The sequence below is a fragment of the Bradyrhizobium sp. P5_C12 genome, from assembly GCF_054049735.1.
On the sequence record NZ_JBFULU010000003.1, the window covers coordinates 143739 to 163433 of the forward strand.

General features: G+C 65.5%; 10 protein-coding genes. 7 read left to right on the plus strand and 3 right to left on the minus strand.

The window, feature by feature from the left end; translation table 11 throughout:
• Window positions 1–28 precede the first annotated feature (28 nt).
• Entirely contained in the window at window positions 29–1990 is a 1962-nt protein-coding gene (malQ, locus tag ACXJMY_RS03685; RefSeq protein WP_456617966.1) for a 4-alpha-glucanotransferase, read from the minus strand.
• A 204-nt stretch (window positions 1991–2194) separates the two neighbouring features.
• On the opposite strand from malQ, the gene ACXJMY_RS03690 reads away from it, so the two are divergent.
• The 6 genes from ACXJMY_RS03690 to treY are packed head-to-tail and all read left to right on the plus strand — an operon-like array spanning window position 2195 to window position 16217.
• Window positions 2195–4153 carry a maltotransferase domain-containing protein gene (locus ACXJMY_RS03690; protein WP_456617967.1) on the plus strand — a complete coding sequence of 653 codons (1959 nt, stop codon included), beginning with the start codon at window positions 2195–2197 and terminating at the stop codon, window positions 4151–4153.
• Between the two features lie 12 nt (window positions 4154–4165).
• Complete coding sequence (gene treS / locus ACXJMY_RS03695; RefSeq protein ID WP_456617968.1) at window positions 4166–7459, plus strand: maltose alpha-D-glucosyltransferase; 3294 nt, start codon at window positions 4166–4168, stop codon at window positions 7457–7459.
• Window positions 7452–9599, plus strand: a complete 2148-nt coding sequence (glgB, locus tag ACXJMY_RS03700) for a 1,4-alpha-glucan branching protein GlgB (RefSeq protein ID WP_456617969.1) — start codon at window positions 7452–7454, stop codon at window positions 9597–9599. The genes treS and glgB overlap by 8 nt, the downstream gene beginning before the upstream one ends.
• Before the next feature lie 3 nt (window positions 9600–9602).
• On the plus strand, window positions 9603–11681 hold the full coding sequence (glgX, locus tag ACXJMY_RS03705) for a glycogen debranching protein GlgX (RefSeq protein ID WP_456617970.1): 2079 nt from the start codon (window positions 9603–9605) through the stop codon (window positions 11679–11681).
• Window positions 11678–13432 carry a malto-oligosyltrehalose trehalohydrolase gene (treZ, locus tag ACXJMY_RS03710; RefSeq protein ID WP_456617971.1) on the plus strand — a complete coding sequence of 585 codons (1755 nt, stop codon included), beginning with the start codon at window positions 11678–11680 and terminating at the stop codon, window positions 13430–13432. The genes glgX and treZ overlap by 4 nt, the downstream gene beginning before the upstream one ends.
• A 1-nt stretch (window position 13433) precedes the next feature.
• Window positions 13434–16217 (plus strand): malto-oligosyltrehalose synthase, encoded by a 2784-nt coding sequence (gene treY / locus ACXJMY_RS03715; RefSeq protein WP_456617972.1) that lies wholly within the window; start codon window positions 13434–13436, stop codon window positions 16215–16217.
• A 3-nt stretch (window positions 16218–16220) separates the two neighbouring features.
• Here treY and ACXJMY_RS03720 read toward each other — a convergent pair whose 3' ends face one another.
• Window positions 16221–16538, minus strand: coding sequence for a polyhydroxyalkanoic acid system family protein (locus ACXJMY_RS03720; RefSeq protein WP_456617973.1), 318 nt, complete (start codon window positions 16536–16538; stop codon window positions 16221–16223).
• A 179-nt stretch (window positions 16539–16717) separates the two neighbouring features.
• On the opposite strand from ACXJMY_RS03720, the gene ACXJMY_RS03725 reads away from it, so the two are divergent.
• Complete coding sequence (locus tag ACXJMY_RS03725; RefSeq protein WP_106945843.1) at window positions 16718–16882, plus strand: DUF3309 family protein; 165 nt, start codon at window positions 16718–16720, stop codon at window positions 16880–16882.
• A gap of 113 nt (window positions 16883–16995) precedes the next feature.
• On the opposite strand, the gene ligD is transcribed toward ACXJMY_RS03725, so the two are convergent.
• Entirely contained in the window at window positions 16996–19671 is a 2676-nt protein-coding gene (gene ligD, locus ACXJMY_RS03730) for a DNA ligase D (RefSeq protein ID WP_456617974.1), read from the minus strand.
• Window positions 19672–19695 lie beyond the last annotated feature (24 nt).

Genomic DNA, 19695 nt, shown 5'->3' on the forward strand with positions numbered 1-19695 from the left:
TCTTGCGAGCCTGAAAATGCCCGGCTGTTCAACTCCCGCCGGTCAGGGAACGTTCCCGTGTCGCAGCTTTCAAGGCCGCGAGGTCGATCTTGGCGGCGATCTTGTCGAGCGCGACCGGCAGGCGCTGGCGCCAGTTCGGATGCTCGTCGATCGTGCCGGGAATGTTGGGCTGGTCGATCACGCCGAGCAGATCTTCCAGCGACACCGCCAGCAGCCGTGCCGGCGTGCGCGACAGGAAGGTGAGCACCGAACAGAGGTCGTTGGCCTGGATGCCGTTCTGCCGCAGGATCTCGTCGAGCGCCCCGAGCGCATCCCAGCGCGCCTGGTCGTCCTCGCCGGGGTCGAGCCCGAGCGAGCGCTTCATCTTGAGATCGCTGAAGGAGCGCCAGCCCGCATAGGTGCACAGATCATGCGTGTTCAGCGTCACCAGCGCGTTGGGCCGGTAATGGTCGATGTTGCGGAAGTGGCCGGCATCGTCGCGCTCGAACATCATGACGAGGTAGGACCAGATGCCGAAATCCTGCATGGTCTCGCGAAAACCTTCCGGCACCGTGCCAAGGTCCTCGCCGATCACGATGCATTGATGGGCCGCGCTCTCGCGCGCCACCGCGCCAAGCAGCGCCTCGAACGGCATCTGCACATAGGCGCCATTGTCGGGCTTGAAACCACGCGGCACCAGATAGAGCCGCTTCAGTCCGAGCACGTGATCGAGACGGATCGCGCCGGCATGGCGCATCGATGCAGCCAGCATGTCGGCGAACGGCACAAAGGACTGGGCTTCCAGGCCGCCTGCGTTGAAGCCGGCCAGGCCCCAGTCCTGGCCGACGGTGTTGAGCACGTCGGGCGGCGCGCCGACGGCGAGATGGCGCGAAATCGCCATCTGCTCATTCCAGGCATCGAAGCCGTTGGACTGCACGCCGACGGCGACGTCGAGATAGAGCCCGACCCGCATGCCGAGCTGGCCGGCGAGCTGCTTGGCGGCATGCAATTGGCTATCCGCGGTCCATTGCACGAACTCGACGAACTCGACCTCGCGCTTGTCGGAGCCATTGCGCATCTCGGCGCATTTTGTCGCGTCCGGCTGCCGCCACTCGGGCGGCCATTCCCACCACGGCCCGGTGAAGCGATGCCGCAGCACCTCGAAGCAGGCAAAACGGGACAACAGCGGCGCACGGGCGGCGCGGAAGGCGTCAAATTCCTTCCGGCGTGTGCTACTTGCCGTTGTCACGAAGCTGTCAAAGGCCGCGTGCAGGCCCAGCCATTTCAACGCCGCCATGTCGGCGTAGGGCACGCGATCACCTTCGCGCAATCGCGCAGCCGTCGTTGCGGCGCCAGGGACGAGGTCCGCTGAAAATTCCGGGATCGCTTCGACGTCGATATAGAGCGGGTTGAGAAACAGCCGGCTGTTCGGCGAATAGGGACTGCAATCGGCAGGCTGGTCGTCGAACAGGACGTGCAGCGGGTTGAGCCCGACGCCGTCGGCGCCGAGCTGCCTGGCGAGCCGGACGAGACCAGCCAAGTCGGTGAAATCGCCGATGCCCCAATTGCGATCCGAGCGGACGCTGTAGAGCTGCACCGCGAGCAGCCAGCCGCGGGCGAAATCCCCGCCGAAGGCCCGTTCAGGCGCCACAATCATCGGCACCTCTTCCGTCACACCTTCGGCATCGGTCAGTGTGAGGCGGTGATAGCCGAGCGGCAGGCCGGCGGGCCAGGCGATCACGGGCTCGCGCGTCTCGCCTTGCGCGATCAAATTGCCGTTTGCGGTCAATTTCCATTGCAGCGGCGCCGCGCCAATGGCCGCCAATTCGGTGCGCGGATGACCCAGGGCGCGCACCACGACCGGCCCGCCGACGAAGCGGTAGACCCGTTTCTCCGGCAGGGCGTCGAGGATGGATTTGAGGGCGGCGGGATCGGTGACCCGCAGCTTTCCGAGGGCGTCCACGAATTCGGACTGAACGCCCTTGATCTGGGCTTGAGCTAAAAGATCCATTCGGCACGCAGCTTGCAGGCCATTCTTTGGCCGGGGACATCGATTTTAATGAGGTCGCGGAAGACGTTAGTCAGGGTTAACTCGCAAACTGCGCCTGCCGTTCCCAGGGGGAACTAATGACACACAAGCGGCTTTCTATATAGGTATCAAGCGTAGGTTCCCGGCAAGGGAAACGGGCCCTGCTTTCTTGTCAATGGCATCACCGTGAACAAGACAATTCAAACTGTCGAGAGTGCCGCAGCCGGCGGTGCTTTCCTCATCGAAGATCTCTATCCGTCGATCGATGGCGGCCGCTTCGCCGTGAAGCGGATCGCGGGCGAGCGGGTCGAGGTCTGGGCCGACATCTATCGCGACGGCAGCAACGTGGTCGGTGCTGCGCTGGTCTGGCGCGGCGAAGAGGAGCGGGAATGGCGGAGCGAGCCGATGATCCATCACGGCAATGACCGATGGTCCGGCGCGTTCGTCCCGCTCGAGCCCGGACAACATGTCTATGCCGTCGAAGCATGGACCGATGAATTCGCCACCTGGCGTCATGGACTGGAGCGAAAGCAGCTGTCCGGCGCCGACGTCAGCCTCGATGCGATCGAGGGCGCCGGCCTCCTGACCAAGGCGCATGGCGCGCAGCAGGACGCCGCGGCGGTCATCATCAGGCAATGCGAGGACTATCTTCAGACCGGCGAGGTCACCCCGCTGCTCGCAGCCGAGCTCGGCGCGGCGATGGCCGAGAGCCAGTCGCGGCCCGACCTGACCCGTTCGCCGCTTTTCCCCCTGATCGTCGACCGCGACAAGGCGCGCTTCAGCACCTGGTATCAGATGATGCCGCGCAGCCAGAGCCAAAACCTGAGTCAAGCGCCGGGCCGGCACGGCACGCTTCGCGACTGCATCGCGCGCGTGCCTGATATCGCCGCGATGGGTTTTGACGTGCTCTACTTCACGCCGGTCCATCCCATCGGCCGCAGCCGCCGCAAGGGCCGCAACAACTCACCAGTGGCGGCCGAGGGCGATCCCGGCTCGCCCTATGCGATCGGCGCCACTGAGGGCGGGCACGATGCGCTGCATCCCGAGCTCGGCACGATCGAGGATTTCCGCGCGCTGGTCGCGACCTGCCTGGAATACGGCCTGGAGCTCGCGCTCGACTTCGCCGTGCAATGCTCGCCGGACCATCCCTGGCTGACGCAGCATCCGGAATGGTTCAAGTGGCGGCCGGACCGCTCGGTGCGGACGGCGGACGCGCCCTATCCGGATATCGTCATCCCCGATTTCACATCGGTCGACAGGATCGGGCTGTGGAACGCCTTTCGCGATGCGATGCTGTTCTGGATCGACCAGGGCGTGACCATCTTCGCCATCGACAATCACGACACCGCGCCGCTCCCGTTCTGGGAATGGCTGATCCGCGACATCCGCCGCCGGCATCCCGAGGTGATCCTGTTCTCCAAGACCTATGCGCGGCCGAAATTGATGAAGGGACTGGCCAAGCTCGGCTTCGCGCAATCCTTCAGCTATTTCCCCTGGCGCACTTCGAGGTGGGAGCTGGAGCAATATCTCGGCGAGCTCACCCGCTATCCCGAGCGCGACTTCTACCGGGCGAACCTGTTCGTCAACACGCCCGACCTGCTGCCCTATCATCTCCAGAGCGGCGAAGCCTGGGCGTTCAAGTCGCGCGTTGCGCTGGCCGCGATGCTGTCGGGCAATTACGGCATCTACAGCGGGTTCGAGCTGCTCGAGCATGAGGCGATCCCCGGCCGCGAAGAATATCTCGATTCCGAGAAGTATCAGATCCGGCAGCGCGACTGGGCCAAGCCCGGCAACATCAAGTCCTACATCACCGGGCTCAATCGCATCCGCAACGAAAACGCGGCGCTCCAGCAGACCGCCAATCTGCGCTTCCTCGGCATCGAGGACGGCGAGACGATCGCATTCGCGAAAGAGGCGGCCGATCCCGCCAATACCGTCGTCGGCGCGATCGCGCTCTCGGGCCACGCGCGCGAGTTCTGGCTGCCGCTTGGCGACGTCACCCTCGACGTCGGCGGCGAGCGGCGCCACGTCACCGCACTCGAAAATCTCCTCACCGGCGAACAGTCCCGCATCGAATGGGGCGGAATCAGATTGCGTATCGATCCCGATCGCGATCCGGCGCTCTTGTTCCGCTGCCTGGCGTAAAGGCCTAACGCCATGAATGTTCTGTCTTCCGTCGACACCAAGAAGGCTGAGGCTGCCGAGATCGTGGATGAGCTCTGGTACAAGGACGCCATCATCTACCAGCTTCACGTCAAGGCCTTTGCCGACAGCAACAATGACGGCATCGGCGATTTCGCCGGCCTGACCGAGAAGCTGCCCTATCTCCAGGACCTCGGCGTCACCGCGCTGTGGCTGTTGCCGTTCTACCCCTCGCCCGGCCGCGATGACGGCTACGACATCGCCGACTACGGCGCGGTCAATCCCGATTTCGGGACGATGAAGGACTTCAAGCGCTTCATCCAGGAAGCGCAGAAGCGCGGCCTGCGCGTCATCACCGAGCTCGTCGTCAACCACACCTCCGACCAGCACAATTGGTTCAAGCGCGCGCGCCGCAGCCCGGCGGGCTCGAGCGCCCGCAACTGGTATGTCTGGAGCGATACCGACCAGAAATACCAGGGCACGCGCATCATCTTCACGGACACCGAGAAATCCAACTGGACCTGGGATCCCGAGGCCGGCGCGTTCTACTGGCACCGTTTCTTCTCGCACCAGCCGGACCTCAATTTCGACAATCCGCGCGTGGTCAGCGCCCTCATCCAGGTGATGAAGCGCTGGCTGGACGCCGGTGTCGACGGCTTCCGGCTGGACGCCATTCCCTACCTCTGCGAGCGCGAGGGCACCTCGAACGAGAACCTTCCCGAGACGCATGCGATCATCAAGCGTCTGCGCCAGGAGCTGGATTCCTACTCCAAGGGCAAGCTGCTGCTGGCCGAGGCCAATCAATGGCCGGAGGACGTGCAGGAATATTTCGGCCGTGGCGACGAGTGCCACATGGCCTATCACTTCCCGCTGATGCCGCGCATCTACATGGCGATCGCGCAGGAAGACCGCTTCCCGATCACCGACATCCTGCGCCAGACGCCGGACATTCCCGCAAGCTGCCAATGGGCGCTGTTCCTGCGCAACCACGACGAGCTGACGCTGGAGATGGTCACCGACGTCGAGCGCGATTATCTCTGGACCACCTACGCCAACGATCCCCGGGCCCGCATCAATGTCGGCATCCGCAGGCGGCTTGCGCCGCTGATGGACAATGACCGGCGCAAGATCGAGCTGATGAACTCGCTGCTGCTGTCGTTCCCGGGCACGCCGATCATCTATTACGGCGACGAGATCGGCATGGGCGACAACATCTATCTCGGCGACCGCAACGGCGTGCGCACGCCGATGCAGTGGAGCCCGGACCGCAATGGCGGCTTCTCCCGCGCCGATCCGGCCCGCCTCTACGCGCCGCCGATCATGGACCCTGTCTACGGCTACGAATCGGTCAACGTCGAGGCGCAGTCGCGCAGCCTGTCCTCGCAGCTCAGCGCCACCAAGCGCCTGATCTCGGTGCGCAAGTCGACGCTCGCCTTCGGCCGCGGCACCATGACCTTCATCCGCCCCGCCAACCGCGCCGTGCTGGCCTATGTCCGGCAATATGGCGACGAGGTGATCCTCTGCGTCGCCAACCTCTCGCGGGCGGCGCAGGCGACCGAGCTCGACCTGACGCCCTGGAAGGACCGCATCCCGCAGGAGATGCTCGGCCGCACCCGCTTCCCGGCGATCGGCGAGCTGCCCTACATGATCACGCTGGGGCCGTACGGCTTCTACTGGTTCCAGCTCATGGAGCGCGACAAGTCCGAGCCGGTGACGTCGCGCGCGGTGCCGGAGTTCGAGACGCTGGTCGTACCGGTGAATTCGAACTGGGTTTCTCTCGCCCGCGAGCGCGGTGTTTTCGAACGCGACGTGCTGCCGGGATTCTTGTCACGGACGAGATGGTATCCCGAGCACAATCCCAAGCAAATCGAGACCGCGCTGACCTCGGCGGTGCCGTTCTGCGACATCGGTGACAACCGGCCCTGGATCGCGTTCTTCGAGACCAAGCAGGAGGACGTGGCGACACGCTACGTGATGCCGTTACAGATCGAGTGGGTGCGCTTCGACCGCGAGCGCTTCAATCCGAGGGCGCTCGCCGCCGTGCGCCAGGGTGCGCGCGAGGGCACGCTGCTCGACGTCGCGACCGACCAGATCTTCATCGGCCTGTTCCTGCGCAACCTGTCGCAGAACCTGGTGGTGGAAGAGAACAATCTGCGGCTCGAGTTCAAGGCGACCGGCCGGTTCGCCGATTACACCATCAAGGAGCCCGAACGCATCCGCGCGATCGAACAGTCGAACAGCACCGCGCTGGTCGACAACCAATACGTCGCCAAGATCTATCGCCAGCTCGAAGGAGGCACCAATCCCGAGATCGAGATCGGCCGCTACCTCACCGAGATCGCCCGCTTTGCCAATACGCCGGCGCTGCTCGGCAGCGTCGAGCTGGTCGAGGGCGACCAGCGCAGCGCGCTGGGCGTGCTGCACGCCTATGTCGAGAACCAGGGCGACGGCTGGGCGGTGACGGCGGCCTATCTCGACCGCTACGTGGATGAACAGCGGCTGGCGCCGGCGGGCGAGACCTCCCGCGCGAAGCCGGACCAGGTGCCCTATCTGCACCATCTGGCGCAAACCGGCCGGCGGCTTGCCGAGCTGCACATCGCGCTCGCCGCCGCAAAGGCCGGCGACCTCGCCCCCGAGCCGATCAGCCCGGCGCACCTCAAGCGCTGGACCTCGGACCTCAAGGCGCGCGCCGAGCGCGTGTTCGAGCAGCTGGCCGAGAACCGCGGCAATTTGCGGGAAACCGACCGGCCGCTGGTCGACCAGCTCGCCGCGGCGGGCGGGCGCCTGTCCGCCCGGCTGAATGCGCTATTGCCATCCGGCATCGGCGGGTTGAACATTCGTCATCATGGCGACTTCCGCCTCGGGCAAACTCTGATCGTGAAGGACGATATCTTCATCATCGACTTCGACGGCCATCCGCGCCTGGCCCTGGCCGACAAGCGGCGCAAGGCGCCGGCCGCGCGCGACGTCGCCGGGCTGATCCGCTCGATCGATCTGGCGGTGGCCGCGGCGTTCAACCGTGCGTTTTCGGGGGCCTCCGACGAGCAGGGCCGGCTCGCGGCCGCGCTCGGCGAATGGCGCGAGCGCGCCGTCTCGACCTTCCTGTCCGCGTACCGCGAGGCCATGACCGATCGGCGGCTGTGGCCGAAAGACCAGGATTCCGCGGAAGGCCTGTTAATGTTTTTCCTGCTTGATCAAGCGTTCGACGAAGTAGAGTACGAGCTGTCCAACCGGCCGGAAGGGCTCAATGCGCCGCTGACCCGGCTGCTTCGCATGCTGTCCAATGCCGAGAGCGAAGCCGATGCCTAAACTGCCTGCCGAGGCCTACGCGATCATCGAGGGCCGCCATTCCGACCCGTTCCACTATCTCGGGCTGCATCCCGAGGGCGGGAGGAGCGTGGTGCGCGCTTTTCTCCCCGAGGCCTCCAACGTCGAGGCGGTCGGCGAGCATGGCGAGGTGGCAAGGCTCGACCGCGTCCACGATTCCGGCCTGTTCGTCGGCGCCCTGCCCAACGGCTCCAAGCATTACCAATTGCGCGCGAAGTTCGGCGACAATGTCGTCGAGTTCGAGGACGCTTACCGCTTTCCGCCGATCCTGACCGACTTCGACCTCTATCTGCTCGGCGAAGGCACCCATCAGCGCCTCTACGACAAGCTCGGCGCGCATCCGATGACGCTCGAAGGCGTCGCCGGCATCGGCTTCGTGGTGCTGGCGCCGAATGCACGGCGCGTCGCCGTGGTCGGCGATTTCAACTTCTGGAATGCGCGGCGCCATCCGATGCGGGTGCGTGGCGCCGGCTACTGGGAGTTGTTCATCCCCCACGCCAAGGCGGGCGATCACTACAAGTTCGACATCGTCGGGCCGCACGGCCATCAACTGCCGCTGAAATCCGATCCGCTGGCGTTTGCAAGCGAGGTCCGGCCAAAGACGGCCTCCATCGTCTTCGACGAGGCGCATCTCGCACGTCCCCGCCCAGCGCCGGACGGCATCAACGCATTGTCGGCGCCGATGTCGATCTACGAGGTCCATCTCGGCTCGTGGCGGCGCAAGAACGGCGATGAATGGCTGACCTATCGCGAGCTCGCCGAGCAGTTGCCGGCCTACGCCCGCGACATGGGCTTCACTCATCTCGAATTCCTCCCCGTGAGCGAGCATCCCTTCGACGGCTCATGGGGCTATCAGCCGACCGGGCTCTATGCGCCGACCAGCCGCTTCGGCGGGCCGGAGGATTTTGCCGCGCTGGTCGATGCCTGCCACCGCGAGGGCGTCGGCGTGCTGCTCGACTGGGTGCCCGGCCACTTCCCGGACGATCCGCACGGGCTCGGCAGCTTTGACGGCACCTCGCTTTACGAGCATGCCAATCCGCTCCAGGGCCGCCACCTCGACTGGGGCACGCTGATCTACAATTACGGCCGCACCGAAGTGACGAACTTCCTGGTGTCGAACGCGCTGTTCTGGCTCGAGCGCTACGCGATCGACGGCCTGCGGGTCGATGCGGTCGCTTCGATGCTCTATCTCGACTACAGCCGGCCGCCGGGCGCCTGGATTCCGAACCAGTATGGCGGTAGGGAAAACATCGAGGCGATCGCATTCCTGCGCCGCTTCAACACCGAGCTATACGCGCGCTTCCCGCAGGCGACCACCGCGGCGGAGGAATCCACGGCCTGGCCGCAGGTGTCGCGCCCGGTCGAATTCGGCGGGCTCGGCTTCGGCTACAAGTGGAACATGGGCTGGATGCACGACACGCTGAATTACATCAGCAAGGATCCGATCCACCGCAAGCATCATCACGGCGAGATCCTGTTCGGCCTGCATTACGCGTTCTCGGAGAACTTCATCCTGCCGCTGTCGCATGACGAGGTCGTGCACGGAAAGCGCTCGATCCTCGGCCGGATGCCCGGCGACGAGTGGCAGCGCTTTGCGAATTTGCGCGCCTATTACAGCTTCATGTTCGGCCATCCCGGCAAGAAGCTGTTGTTCATGGGTGCGGAGATCGCGCAGAGCCGCGAATGGAATCACGACCAGTCGCTCGACTGGCACCTGCTCGAATACAAGTACCATTCCGGCATCCAGGCGCTGATCCGCGACCTCAACCGCCTCTATCGGGCGGTGCCCGCGCTGCACCAGATGGATTGCGACCAGGCCGGCTTCGAATGGGTGATCACCGACGACGCCAACCGCAACGTGTTTGCCTGGCTGCGCAAGGGATTTGACGAGCACGCGCGCTGCCTGGTGGTGGTCAACTTCTCACCCAACGTCTATCGCAACTACCGCGTTCGCGTGCCCTTCGCCGGCAAGTGGAAAGAGGTGTTCAATTCCGACTCCGCCCATTATGGCGGCAGCAATGTCGGAAACATCGGCGAGGTTCATGCCGTCGACGGCAAGGCGCCGGAGCTTCGCCTCACCATCCCGCCTCTGGCCGCGATCTTCCTCGTTCCGGAAAGCTGACCCATGCGCCTGACCGCTGGATCGCCCGCACGCCTCGGCGCAAGCTGGGACGGACGCGGCACCAACTTCGCGCTGTTCTCCGCCCACGCCGAGAGGGTCGAGCTCTGCCTGTTCGACAGCCAGGGCCGGCGCGAGCTCGAACGCATCGAATTGCCGGAGCGCACCGAGGACGTCTGGCACGGCTATCTCAACGACGTCTCGCCGGGCCAGCTCTACGGCTATCGGGTGCATGGCCCCTACGAGCCCGAGCACGGCCACCGCTTCAACGCCAACAAGCTGCTGCTCGACCCCTACGCCAAGCGCCTTTCCGGGCGGCTGGTCTGGAGCGATGCGCATTTCGCCTATCGCACCGGCAGCGCGCGCGAGGATCTGTCGTTCGACCGGCGCGACAATGCGCGCGGCATGCCCAAGGCCGTCGTCGTCGACGAGACGTTCAATTGGGGCCGGCGCGAGATCCGCCCCAATATCGCCTGGGAAGACACCATCGTCTACGAAGCCCATGTCAAGGGCCTGACGCAGAAGCGCGAGGACGTGCCGCCGAACCTGCGCGGCACCTATGGCGGCCTGTCGTCGCCGGCGATGATCGAGCATTTGAAGAAGCTCGGCGTCACCACGGTCGAGCTGCTGCCGATCCACAGCTTCGTTGACGACCGTATTCTGGTCGAGAAGAAGCTCGCCAACTACTGGGGCTACAACACGCTGTCGTTCTTCGCGCCGGAGCAGCGCTACGCCCAGGACAACGCGCTCGATTCCTTTCGCACGACCGTGGCGCGCCTGCACGATGCCGGCATCGAGGTGATGCTCGACGTCGTCTACAACCACACCGCCGAAGGCAATCACCTCGGTCCGACGCTGTGCTATCGCGGCATCGACAACGCCTCCTATTACTGGCTGAACCGCGAGAACCCGCGCTACTACGACGACTTCACCGGTTGCGGCTCGTCGGTGAACCTCACTCATCCGCGCGTGCTCCAGATGGTGATGGATTCGCTGCGCTACTGGGTCGAGGTCTGCCATGTCGACGGCTTCCGCTTCGACCTCGCCACCACGCTCGCGCGCGGACCGAACGGTTATGATCGCGGCAGCTCGTTCCTGACCGCGATCCGGCAGGACCCGGTGCTGGCCGCCGTCAAGCTCGTCGCCGAGCCCTGGGATCTCGGCCTCGGCGGCTATCAGGTCGGCGCCTTCCCCTCGCAATGGTCGGAGTGGAACGACCGCTACCGCAGCGCCATGCGGCGCTACTGGAGCGGCGAAGGCAGCCTGATCGGCGACATTTCCAGCCGCATGACCGCGTCATCCGACCTGTTCAACCACGACGGGCGGCGGCCGCGCGCCAGCATCAATCACATCACGGTGCACGACGGTTTCACCCTCGCCGACCTCTTCAGCTACAACGAGAAGCACAACGAGGCCAATGGCGAGGACAATCGCGACGGCTCCAACGACAACCACAGCAACAATTGCGGCGTCGAGGGCCCGACCGACGATCCCGAGATTCTCGGCCTGCGCCGTCAGCTTCGCAAGAACGTGCTGGCCTGCCTGATGCTGGCGCAGGGCATTCCGCTGATCCTCGCCGGCGACGAGGTCGGCAACTCGCAATCCGGCAACAACAACGCCTATTGCCAGGATAACGAGGTGGGCTGGATCAGCTGGGACAATCTCGGCAGGGACGGCGACGACATGATCGATTTCGTCGCTCATCTCGCCGATATCCGGCGCCGGTTCTCGCAGCTGCGCAGCCACCGCTGGCTCGACGGCCGCCCCGCTGACGGCGTGGCCTACGGGGTGTTGTGGCTGACGCCGGCCGGCGACGAGATGACGGAGAACGACTGGAAATTCCCGGAAGGCAGGTTCCTCTCCTATGTGATGGGGCCGATGGAACCGGGTGACGCCGCGATCTTTATCATTCTGAACGCCGCCCCCGAAGAGATCGCATTCAAATTGCCCAAGATGACCGGATACAAGAGCTGGCAGCAGATCCTGAACACGACCGAAGCCAAGCTGAACACGGTTGACTTTCAGCCCGGAAGCGACAGCAAGGCGCCGCCGCGCTCCGTGCTCGCCTTTGCGGGGGCGCTATGAGGCCATCCTTCGGCGCCAGGCCGACGAAGGACGGCGTATCGTTCCGCTTGTGGGCGCCCGGTGCGCGCCGTGTCGATCTCCTGCTCGACCGGCGGCACGCGATGCAGCGCCGGCAGGATGGCTGGTATGTGGCCGACATTTCCGGCCTGACCACGGGCAGCCCCTACAAATTCAGAATCGACGACGAGATCGACGTGCCCGATCCGGCCTCGGCGTTCCAGCCCGAGGACGTGTTCGGCCCGAGCGAGGTGGTCGATCACGACGCCTTCACGTGGCGTGCGAGCGATTGGCGTGGCCGTCCCTGGGAAGAGACGGTGTTGATCGAAACGCATGTCGGCACCTTCACGCGTGAGGGGACCTACCGCGCCATGATCGGCAAGCTCGATCATCTGGTCGCGACCGGCGTCACCGCGCTGGAGCTGATGCCGCTGGCCGATTTCGCCGGCCGCCGCGGCTGGGGCTATGACGGCGTGCTGTGGTACGCGCCCGACAACGCCTATGGCCGTCCCGAGGACCTGAAGACGCTGATCGACGAAGCGCATCTGCGCGGGCTGATGGTGTTTCTCGACGTGGTCTACAACCATTTCGGCCCCGAAGGAAATTACCTCGGCCGCTACGCGCCGGCCTTCTTCACCGACGCACACACGCCGTGGGGCAGCGCGATCGACTATCGGCTGCCGCAGGTACGCGCGTTTGCAGTCGAGAGCGCGCTGTCCTGGCTCACCGACTACCGCTTCGACGGCCTGCGATTGGACGCCGCCAACCACATCATGGCGATCCCCGGCGAGCAGTCGATGCTGCAGGATCTCAGCGTCACCGCCGGCGAACTCGCCAAGGCGACGGGACGGCACATCCATCTGGTGCTGGAGAACGGCGACAATCGCGCGAGCCTGCTCGATGCCGCGCAGGATCCGCCCAACGGCAAATATCGCGCGCAGTGGAACGACGACTACCATCACGTCTGGCATGTGATGCTGACCGGCGAGCTCGCCGGCTACTATGCCGATTATCAGACCCCGCGCATGGATCTCGCGCGAGCAATGGCGTCCGGCTTCGTCTACCAGGGCGAAATCTCGGAATTCTGGGGCAAGAAGCCGCGCGGTGAGCCGAGCGGCGCATTGCCGCCGGCGACCTTCGTCAATTTCCTCCAGAACCACGATCAGATCGGCAACCGCCCGCTCGGCGACCGGCTCGAAAGCCTGGCATCGCCCAGGCAGATCGAGGCTGCGCTGGCGGTGACGCTTCTGGCTCCCATGATCCCGATGCTGTTCATGGGCGAGGAATGGGGCTCGACGGCGCCCTTCCCGTTCTTCTGCGACTTCCAAGGCGGGCTCGCCGATGCCGTGCGCAAGGGCCGTCGGCAGGAATATGCCTGGGCCTACGAGAAATACGGCGACGAGGTGCCCGACCCGCTCGACCCCGCGACGCTGCAATCGGCCGTGCTCGACTGGACCGGCCGCACGCCGGAGCAGAATGCACGGCTCGCTCTGGTGCGAGACCTGCTCACGCTCCGCCGCAAGGAGATCGCGCCGCGGCTGAAGGGCGCGACCTTCGGCGACGCCGAGGCGAGCGACAACGGCTTGCTGGCCGCGCATTGGCGCATGGGCGACGGAACGACGCTACGCCTCGCCGCCAATCTGTCGGACCGGGAGATCGCGCATTCCAACGACAGCGCGGGCACGCCGATCTGGGGCGCCGCGGCGGGCGGCCGGCTTCCGCCCTGGTCGGTGGTCTGGCGCCTCGGAGGTTAGCATGCCTCCCGCCATCCCTCTTGCGACCTACCGGCTTCAGCTCACCGCGGATTTCGACTTCGACAAGGCCGCCGAGATGGTGCCTTACCTGAAGGCGCTGGGGATCACGCATCTCTACGCCTCGCCGGTGATGAAGGCCCGCAAGGGCTCGACCCACGGCTACGACACCGTCGATCACAGCCAGTTCAACCCCGAGCTCGGCGGCGAGGCCGGTTTTGCCCGGCTGAGCACGGCGCTGAGCCAGCATGACATCGGTCTCATCATCGATTTCGTGCCCAACCATGTCGGCGTGCATTTTGCCGACAATCCATGGTGGCTCGACGTGCTGGAATGGGGACCGACGTCGCCGCATGCGGCAGCCTTCGATATCGACTGGGACCTGCTGCCCCACCGCGCCCGCGGCGGCGTGCTGCTGCCGATCCTCGGCTCGTCCTATGGCGAGGCCCTGGAGCGCGGCGAGATCGAACTGCGCTACGATCCCGAACAGGGCAGCTTGTCCGCCTGGTATTTCGAGCATCGCCTGCCGATCGCGGCGGAGCGCTATGGCGAGGTGCTGCGGATGGTCGTCAAGGAAGCGGACGCCGCCGAGACCGAAGCCGGCAAGCGCGTGCTCGCGCTTGCGGCGCGCCACACCGGATTGCGCCGTCCCAATCGCAAGGAAGCGCCGGGCTTCAAGGCCGAACTCAGGGACATCGCGGGCGCGGCCGACATCATCGCGCGCGGCCTCGGCGCCTATCGCGCGGCAAAGGACCGCCCGGCGCAGACCCTGGCGCTGCATCATCTGCTCGAGCGCCAGCACTACAAGCTCGGCCATTGGCGGCTTGCCTCCAGCGACATCAACTATCGCCGCTTCTTCGACGTCAACGGGCTTGCGGGTCTGCGCGTCGAGGACCCCGGCACATTCGCCGCCACCCACAGGCTGGTGAAGCAATTGGTCGCCGACGGAAATTTGCAGGGCATCCGTCTCGACCACATCGACGGCCTGCGCGACCCCGCGCAGTATTGCCAGCGGCTGCGCCGCCTCGTGCGCGACGCGCAAGGCGCGACGAAACCGTTCTATACCGTGATCGAGAAGATCCTGTGCGAGCACGAGCGCCTGCCGCACTTTGCCGGCGTTCACGGCACCACCGGTTACGAGTGGATGAACGTCATCACCCAAATGCTGGTCGATCCCAGGGGACTGGACGCGCTGGACGAAACCTGGCGGCAGATCAGCAACCGGCCGCCGCGGCTTGCGCCCTATGTCAAGGACGCCAAGCGGCGCGTGCTGGAGACGCTGCTCACCAGCGAATTCACCGTGCTGACGCGGCTGCTCGCGCGCATCGCCAACGGCCACTACTCGACCCGCGACTTCTCGGCCGACAGCCTGCGGCAGGCGCTCGAGCTCTACGTGCTGCATTTTCCGGTCTATCGCACCTATCTCACGTCCGGCGCGCCTGCCGCGCACGACCGCAAGCTGATCGACGACACGATCGCGCGTGCCCGTGCGGAGTGGTTCGCCGCGGACGAGGGCATTTTCGACTTCCTGCGCGATGCCCTGACCATGGACCTGCTCAAGCCCGGCCGTCACCCGCACAGCGCCCCGCGCGTGCGCCGCTTCGCGCTGAAGGTGCAGCAATTCACCGGGCCGGTGATGGCGAAGTCGCTGGAGGACACCGCCTTCTACCAATTCCACCGCCTGCTCGCGTTGAACGAGGTCGGCGGCGATGCCGCGAGCACCGGTCTTGCGCTTCCCGCCTTCCACGAGGCCATGCAGGCCCGCGCCAGGGAGTGGCCGCACGGCATGACCGCGACCGCCACGCACGATACCAAGCGCGGCGAGGATGCGCGCGCGCGGATCGCGGCGCTCAGCGAGATTCCCGGCGAGTGGACCAGTACGGTGGCACGCTGGAAGGTGTTGAACGCACCGCACCTCGCGCTCCGCGGCAATCTGCGTGCGCCGTCGGCGACATTCGAATACATGCTCTACCAGACCCTGCTCGGGGCATGGCCGCTCGAGGGCCCGGACGAAGGCTTCGTCGAGCGCATCCAGGCTTACGCGCTCAAGGCCGCGCGCGAAGGCAAGGAGGAGACGAGCTGGCTCAATCCCCACGAGACCTACGAGGCCGGCATACGGGACTTCGTCGCCGGGATCCTCGATCCTGCGCGGTCGCGCGAATTCCTGGAGGCGCTGCAAACCCTGGCCCGCCGCGTCGCGCTGCTGGGTGCGTTGAATTCGCTGAGCCAGCTCACGCTCAAGGCGACGCTGCCGGGCGTCCCGGACTTCTACCAGGGCACCGAATTCTGGGACCTGTCGCTGGTCGATCCCGACAACCGCCGACCGGTGGATTTTGCCGCGCGGCATGCGGCGCTGGCATCGCCGGAAGCTCCGGATTGGCGCGGCCCGATCAAGACCTGGCCCGATGGCCGGCTCAAGCTGGCCTGGACGCGGCACCTGCTCAAGCTGCGCCATGAGCTCGCCGACGTCTTCACACATGGCGACTACCAGCCGCTCGGGGTGAGCGGCGCCCACGCCGACCATGTCGTCGCCTTCGCCCGCCGCCACGGCCGCACTGCTGCGATCGTGGTGACCGGGCGCATGTTGGCACCGTTCACGCAAGCCGGTCGCGAATGGCCGATCCTCGAGGAATTTGACGCGACGGTCGACATCACGGGCTATGCTGCGCCAGGCCTCGCCGGCAATCAATTGCCGCTTGCGCAGGCGCTTCGTGATTTTCCCGCTGCCGTCATCGCCGCGCGCAGCACAGCCGCGGCAAGGCCGGCCCGGCAGCGCGCCCGCGCCTGAACGCTATTTTTTCTCGTCCTTCGTCAACAGCAACTGGCCGCGCTTGCGGATCGTGGCCTGCGCCATTTCGGCGAAACGCTGCAACAGCCACGGCAACACCACCTCGACCCGCACATGGTCGTCGGCGACGTCGACCTGGCCGGTCGCGATCTGTCCGAGCGCACGGATGCGGAAATTCATGGTGTCGCCGCTCCAGCGCTCCTCCTCGACCTGCATCACGGGAATGCTGGCCGACGCGCGGCCGAGCCCGGTCTTGAGCCGCCGCACCGCCTCCTCGCGGCCGAGACGATGGGGAATTGAAACGACAAGCGGTGCTGTCATGGCCCTACCCAATAGCGATCGATCCTCACCGAGTCATGCCAGCTGGACGGACAAAGGTTCCATGCCAGTTGGCCAACCTTGCCGTGTTTCAGATTCGGAACTTTAGAACCTGCGGCAAGTTGCCCCTTCATAAGGGACAGGTGCAACGACCCTTTCGACAAAGGGCTGAGGAGATTCGCATGTCTATCGGTACAATCATTCTGATCATTCTGGTCATTGCTCTGCTTGGCGGCTTCAGCGGTATCGGCGGCGGCCCGTTCTACGGCACCGGCTATTACGGCGGCGGCGGCCTCGGGCTCATCATCGTCATCCTGCTGATCCTGCTCCTGCTGGGACGGATCTAGCCAAGTCGGTCATTCCGGGGCGCGCGCAAGCGCGAACCCGGAATCTCGCGCCGCAAACCTCTGGATTCCGGGTCTGCGCTTCGCGCAGCCCGGAATGACGTTTACAAGAGCGACTACTTCATCTTCGCCGCGAGCTTCTTCATCGCCGCCTTGATCGGCGTGGCGGCATCGTCATAGCCGTCCCACGCCTTCGATCGCGGCAGCAGGCCCGGCACGGTCCGCACCGTGTAGCGCTTCGGATCGAGATCGCCTTTGACCTGCGCCCAGGTGACCGGCATCGACACCGTTGCTCCATCACGTGCACGCGGCGACAGTGGCGCTACCGCCGTCGACAGGCGATCGTTGCGCAGGTAATCCAGAAAAATCTTCCCGTTGCGCAGCTTCTTGGACATGTTGAGCAGATAACGCCCGGGATCGTCGTCGGCCATCCACTGGCAGACGCCTTGCGCAAAGGCCTTGGCTTCCTTCCAGCTCACCTTGTCGCGCGCGCCATGGAGCAGCGGCACAACCACGTGCAGGCCCTTGCCGCCGGTGGTCTTGCAAAAGCTCTCCATGCCGACGTCGGCCAGCCGCTGCCGCATCTGCTTGGCCGCCTCGACCACGTCGGCAAAATCGACGTCCGGCGCCGGGTCGAGGTCGAACACCAGCCGGCCCGGCGTGTCATAGGCGTCCGGCGCGCAATTCCAGGGATGCAGTTCGAGGCCGCCGATCTGCGCCACCGCGGCAAGGCCCTCGACACGGTCGATCTGCAAATACGGCTTGCGATCACCGGAGACTTTGGCGAGCTCGAGCAGGTTCGAGCCGCCCTGCATCGCATGGCGCTGGAAGAATTTTTCCCCGCCGATGCCGTCGGGTGCGCGCAGGATCGAACAGGGGCGGCCCTTCAGATGTTCGATCATCCAGCCGCCGACCGCCTCGAAATAGCGCGCCAGATCGAGCTTGGTGACGCCCTCGCCGTCGCCGCCGTCCGGCCACAGCTCCTTGTCCGATTTCGAAATCACGACGCCCATCACCTCGGCGCTGCCGCCCGCCTTTGTCTGTTTGACGGACTTCGCCTTGGTGCGGGACCTGGCCGAAGGCTGGGCGAGCCCGGTATCGACGGGCGTTTCCGCCTCGACCTCCTCGGCCGGCTTGTCCTGCCGCAGGCCCTTGAATGCCGCCTGGCGAATGTTGCCGTCGGCGGTGAAGCCCGCGAACTCGATCTCGGCGACGAGCTCCGGTCGCACCCAGTGCACGTCGCGGGTCTTCTTCGGCGCATTCTTGCCGCCGAAGGGACTCTCACTCGACGCGGCCTCTTTCAGCAACGGCATGATGTGCTTGACCTTGTCGGCGCCAAAGCCGGTGCCGACCATGCCGACGAAGACGAGGTGATCGCCGCGATAGACACCGGCCATCAGCGAACGGAATTTTCCGGCCGTGGTCTTCCAGCCGCCGATCACGACCTCTTGGCCGGCGCGGCATTTTGCCTTGGTCCAGCTCTCGGTGCGGCCGGAGCGATAGGGTGCGTCGAGCTTCTTCGACACCACGCCCTCGAGCTCGAGCTTGCAGGCCGATTGCAGCACGGCGTCGCCGCCGCTCTCGAAATGCTCGACATAGCGGATCTGGCTCGTCTTCCGCTTGCGCGCGTCCAGCAGCTCCTTGAGGCGCGCCTTGCGCTCGCCGAGCGGAAGCCGGCGACAATCGAGGCCCTCGGCAAACAGCAGGTCGAAGGCAAAGAAGATGAGATCTCCGGTCTTGCCGTCCGACAGCGCGGCCTGGAGCGAGGAGAAGTTTGGCGCGCCATTGTGGCCGAGCGCGATGATCTCGCCGTCGATCATCACGTCCGGCAGCGCGTCCGCCTCCTTCGCGATCGACGCGAACTTGTCGGTCCAGTCGAGCCCCTTGCGGGTCTTCAGCGTCGCCTTGCCGTCCTCGACCCGGAGCTGCACGCGATAGCCGTCGAACTTGATCTCATGGTACCAGCCCTCGCCGGACGGCGGACGCTCGACCGAGGTGCAGAGCTGCGGCGCGACGAAGTCCGGCATCTCCGAGACTTCGCTGGCGGTCGTGGCCGTGGTCGGCTTCTTCCTTGCCGCCTTGGGCTTGCCGCCCTTCAACGCCGCGCGGGGCGCCGGCTTGACGGTCCGCCCTTTCGTCTCCTCCGCACGATTGGACTGCCAGACAGCATCGGCCTTGCTCACGGCGCCTCTCGCCAGCATGAACGGCTTTGGCGCACGGCCCTTGCCGTCCGCGATCTGCTCCATCGCGCGGCCGGAGGCGACAGACTTGTCCTCGGCTAGAATGTCCTCGCCCTCGGCGGCATATTCGTCGCGGTGCTTGATCAGGAGCCAGTTGGTGCGCTTGCCGCCGGTCCGGTCATTGCGCATCCGCACCAGCACCCAGCTCCCGTGCAGCTTCTCGCCGTGAAGCGTGAACTTCAAATCGCCCTTCTTGAAGCCGCGTTCGGGATCGTCGGCCTCCCAGGTGCCGCGGTCCCACAGCATCACGGTGCCGCCGCCGTACTGGTCCTCCGGGATCGTGCCTTCGAAATCGCCATAGTCGAGCGGATGATCCTCGACCTCGACCGCCAGCCGCTTGTCGTGCGGGTCGAGCGAGGGTCCCTTGGTCACGGCCCAGGATTTGAAGACGCCATCGAACTCGAGCCGCAGATCGTAGTGGAGCCGGGTCGCGTCGTGCTTCTGAATGACAAAACGCCGCTGCTTCGACGGTGCGACCGCCGACTCGCCCGATGGCTCCGGCGTCTTCTCGAAATCGCGCTTCTTGCGATAGGTGGAAAGGTTTCTCAGCACGACCGGGTCCCGCTCTTGTCCTCG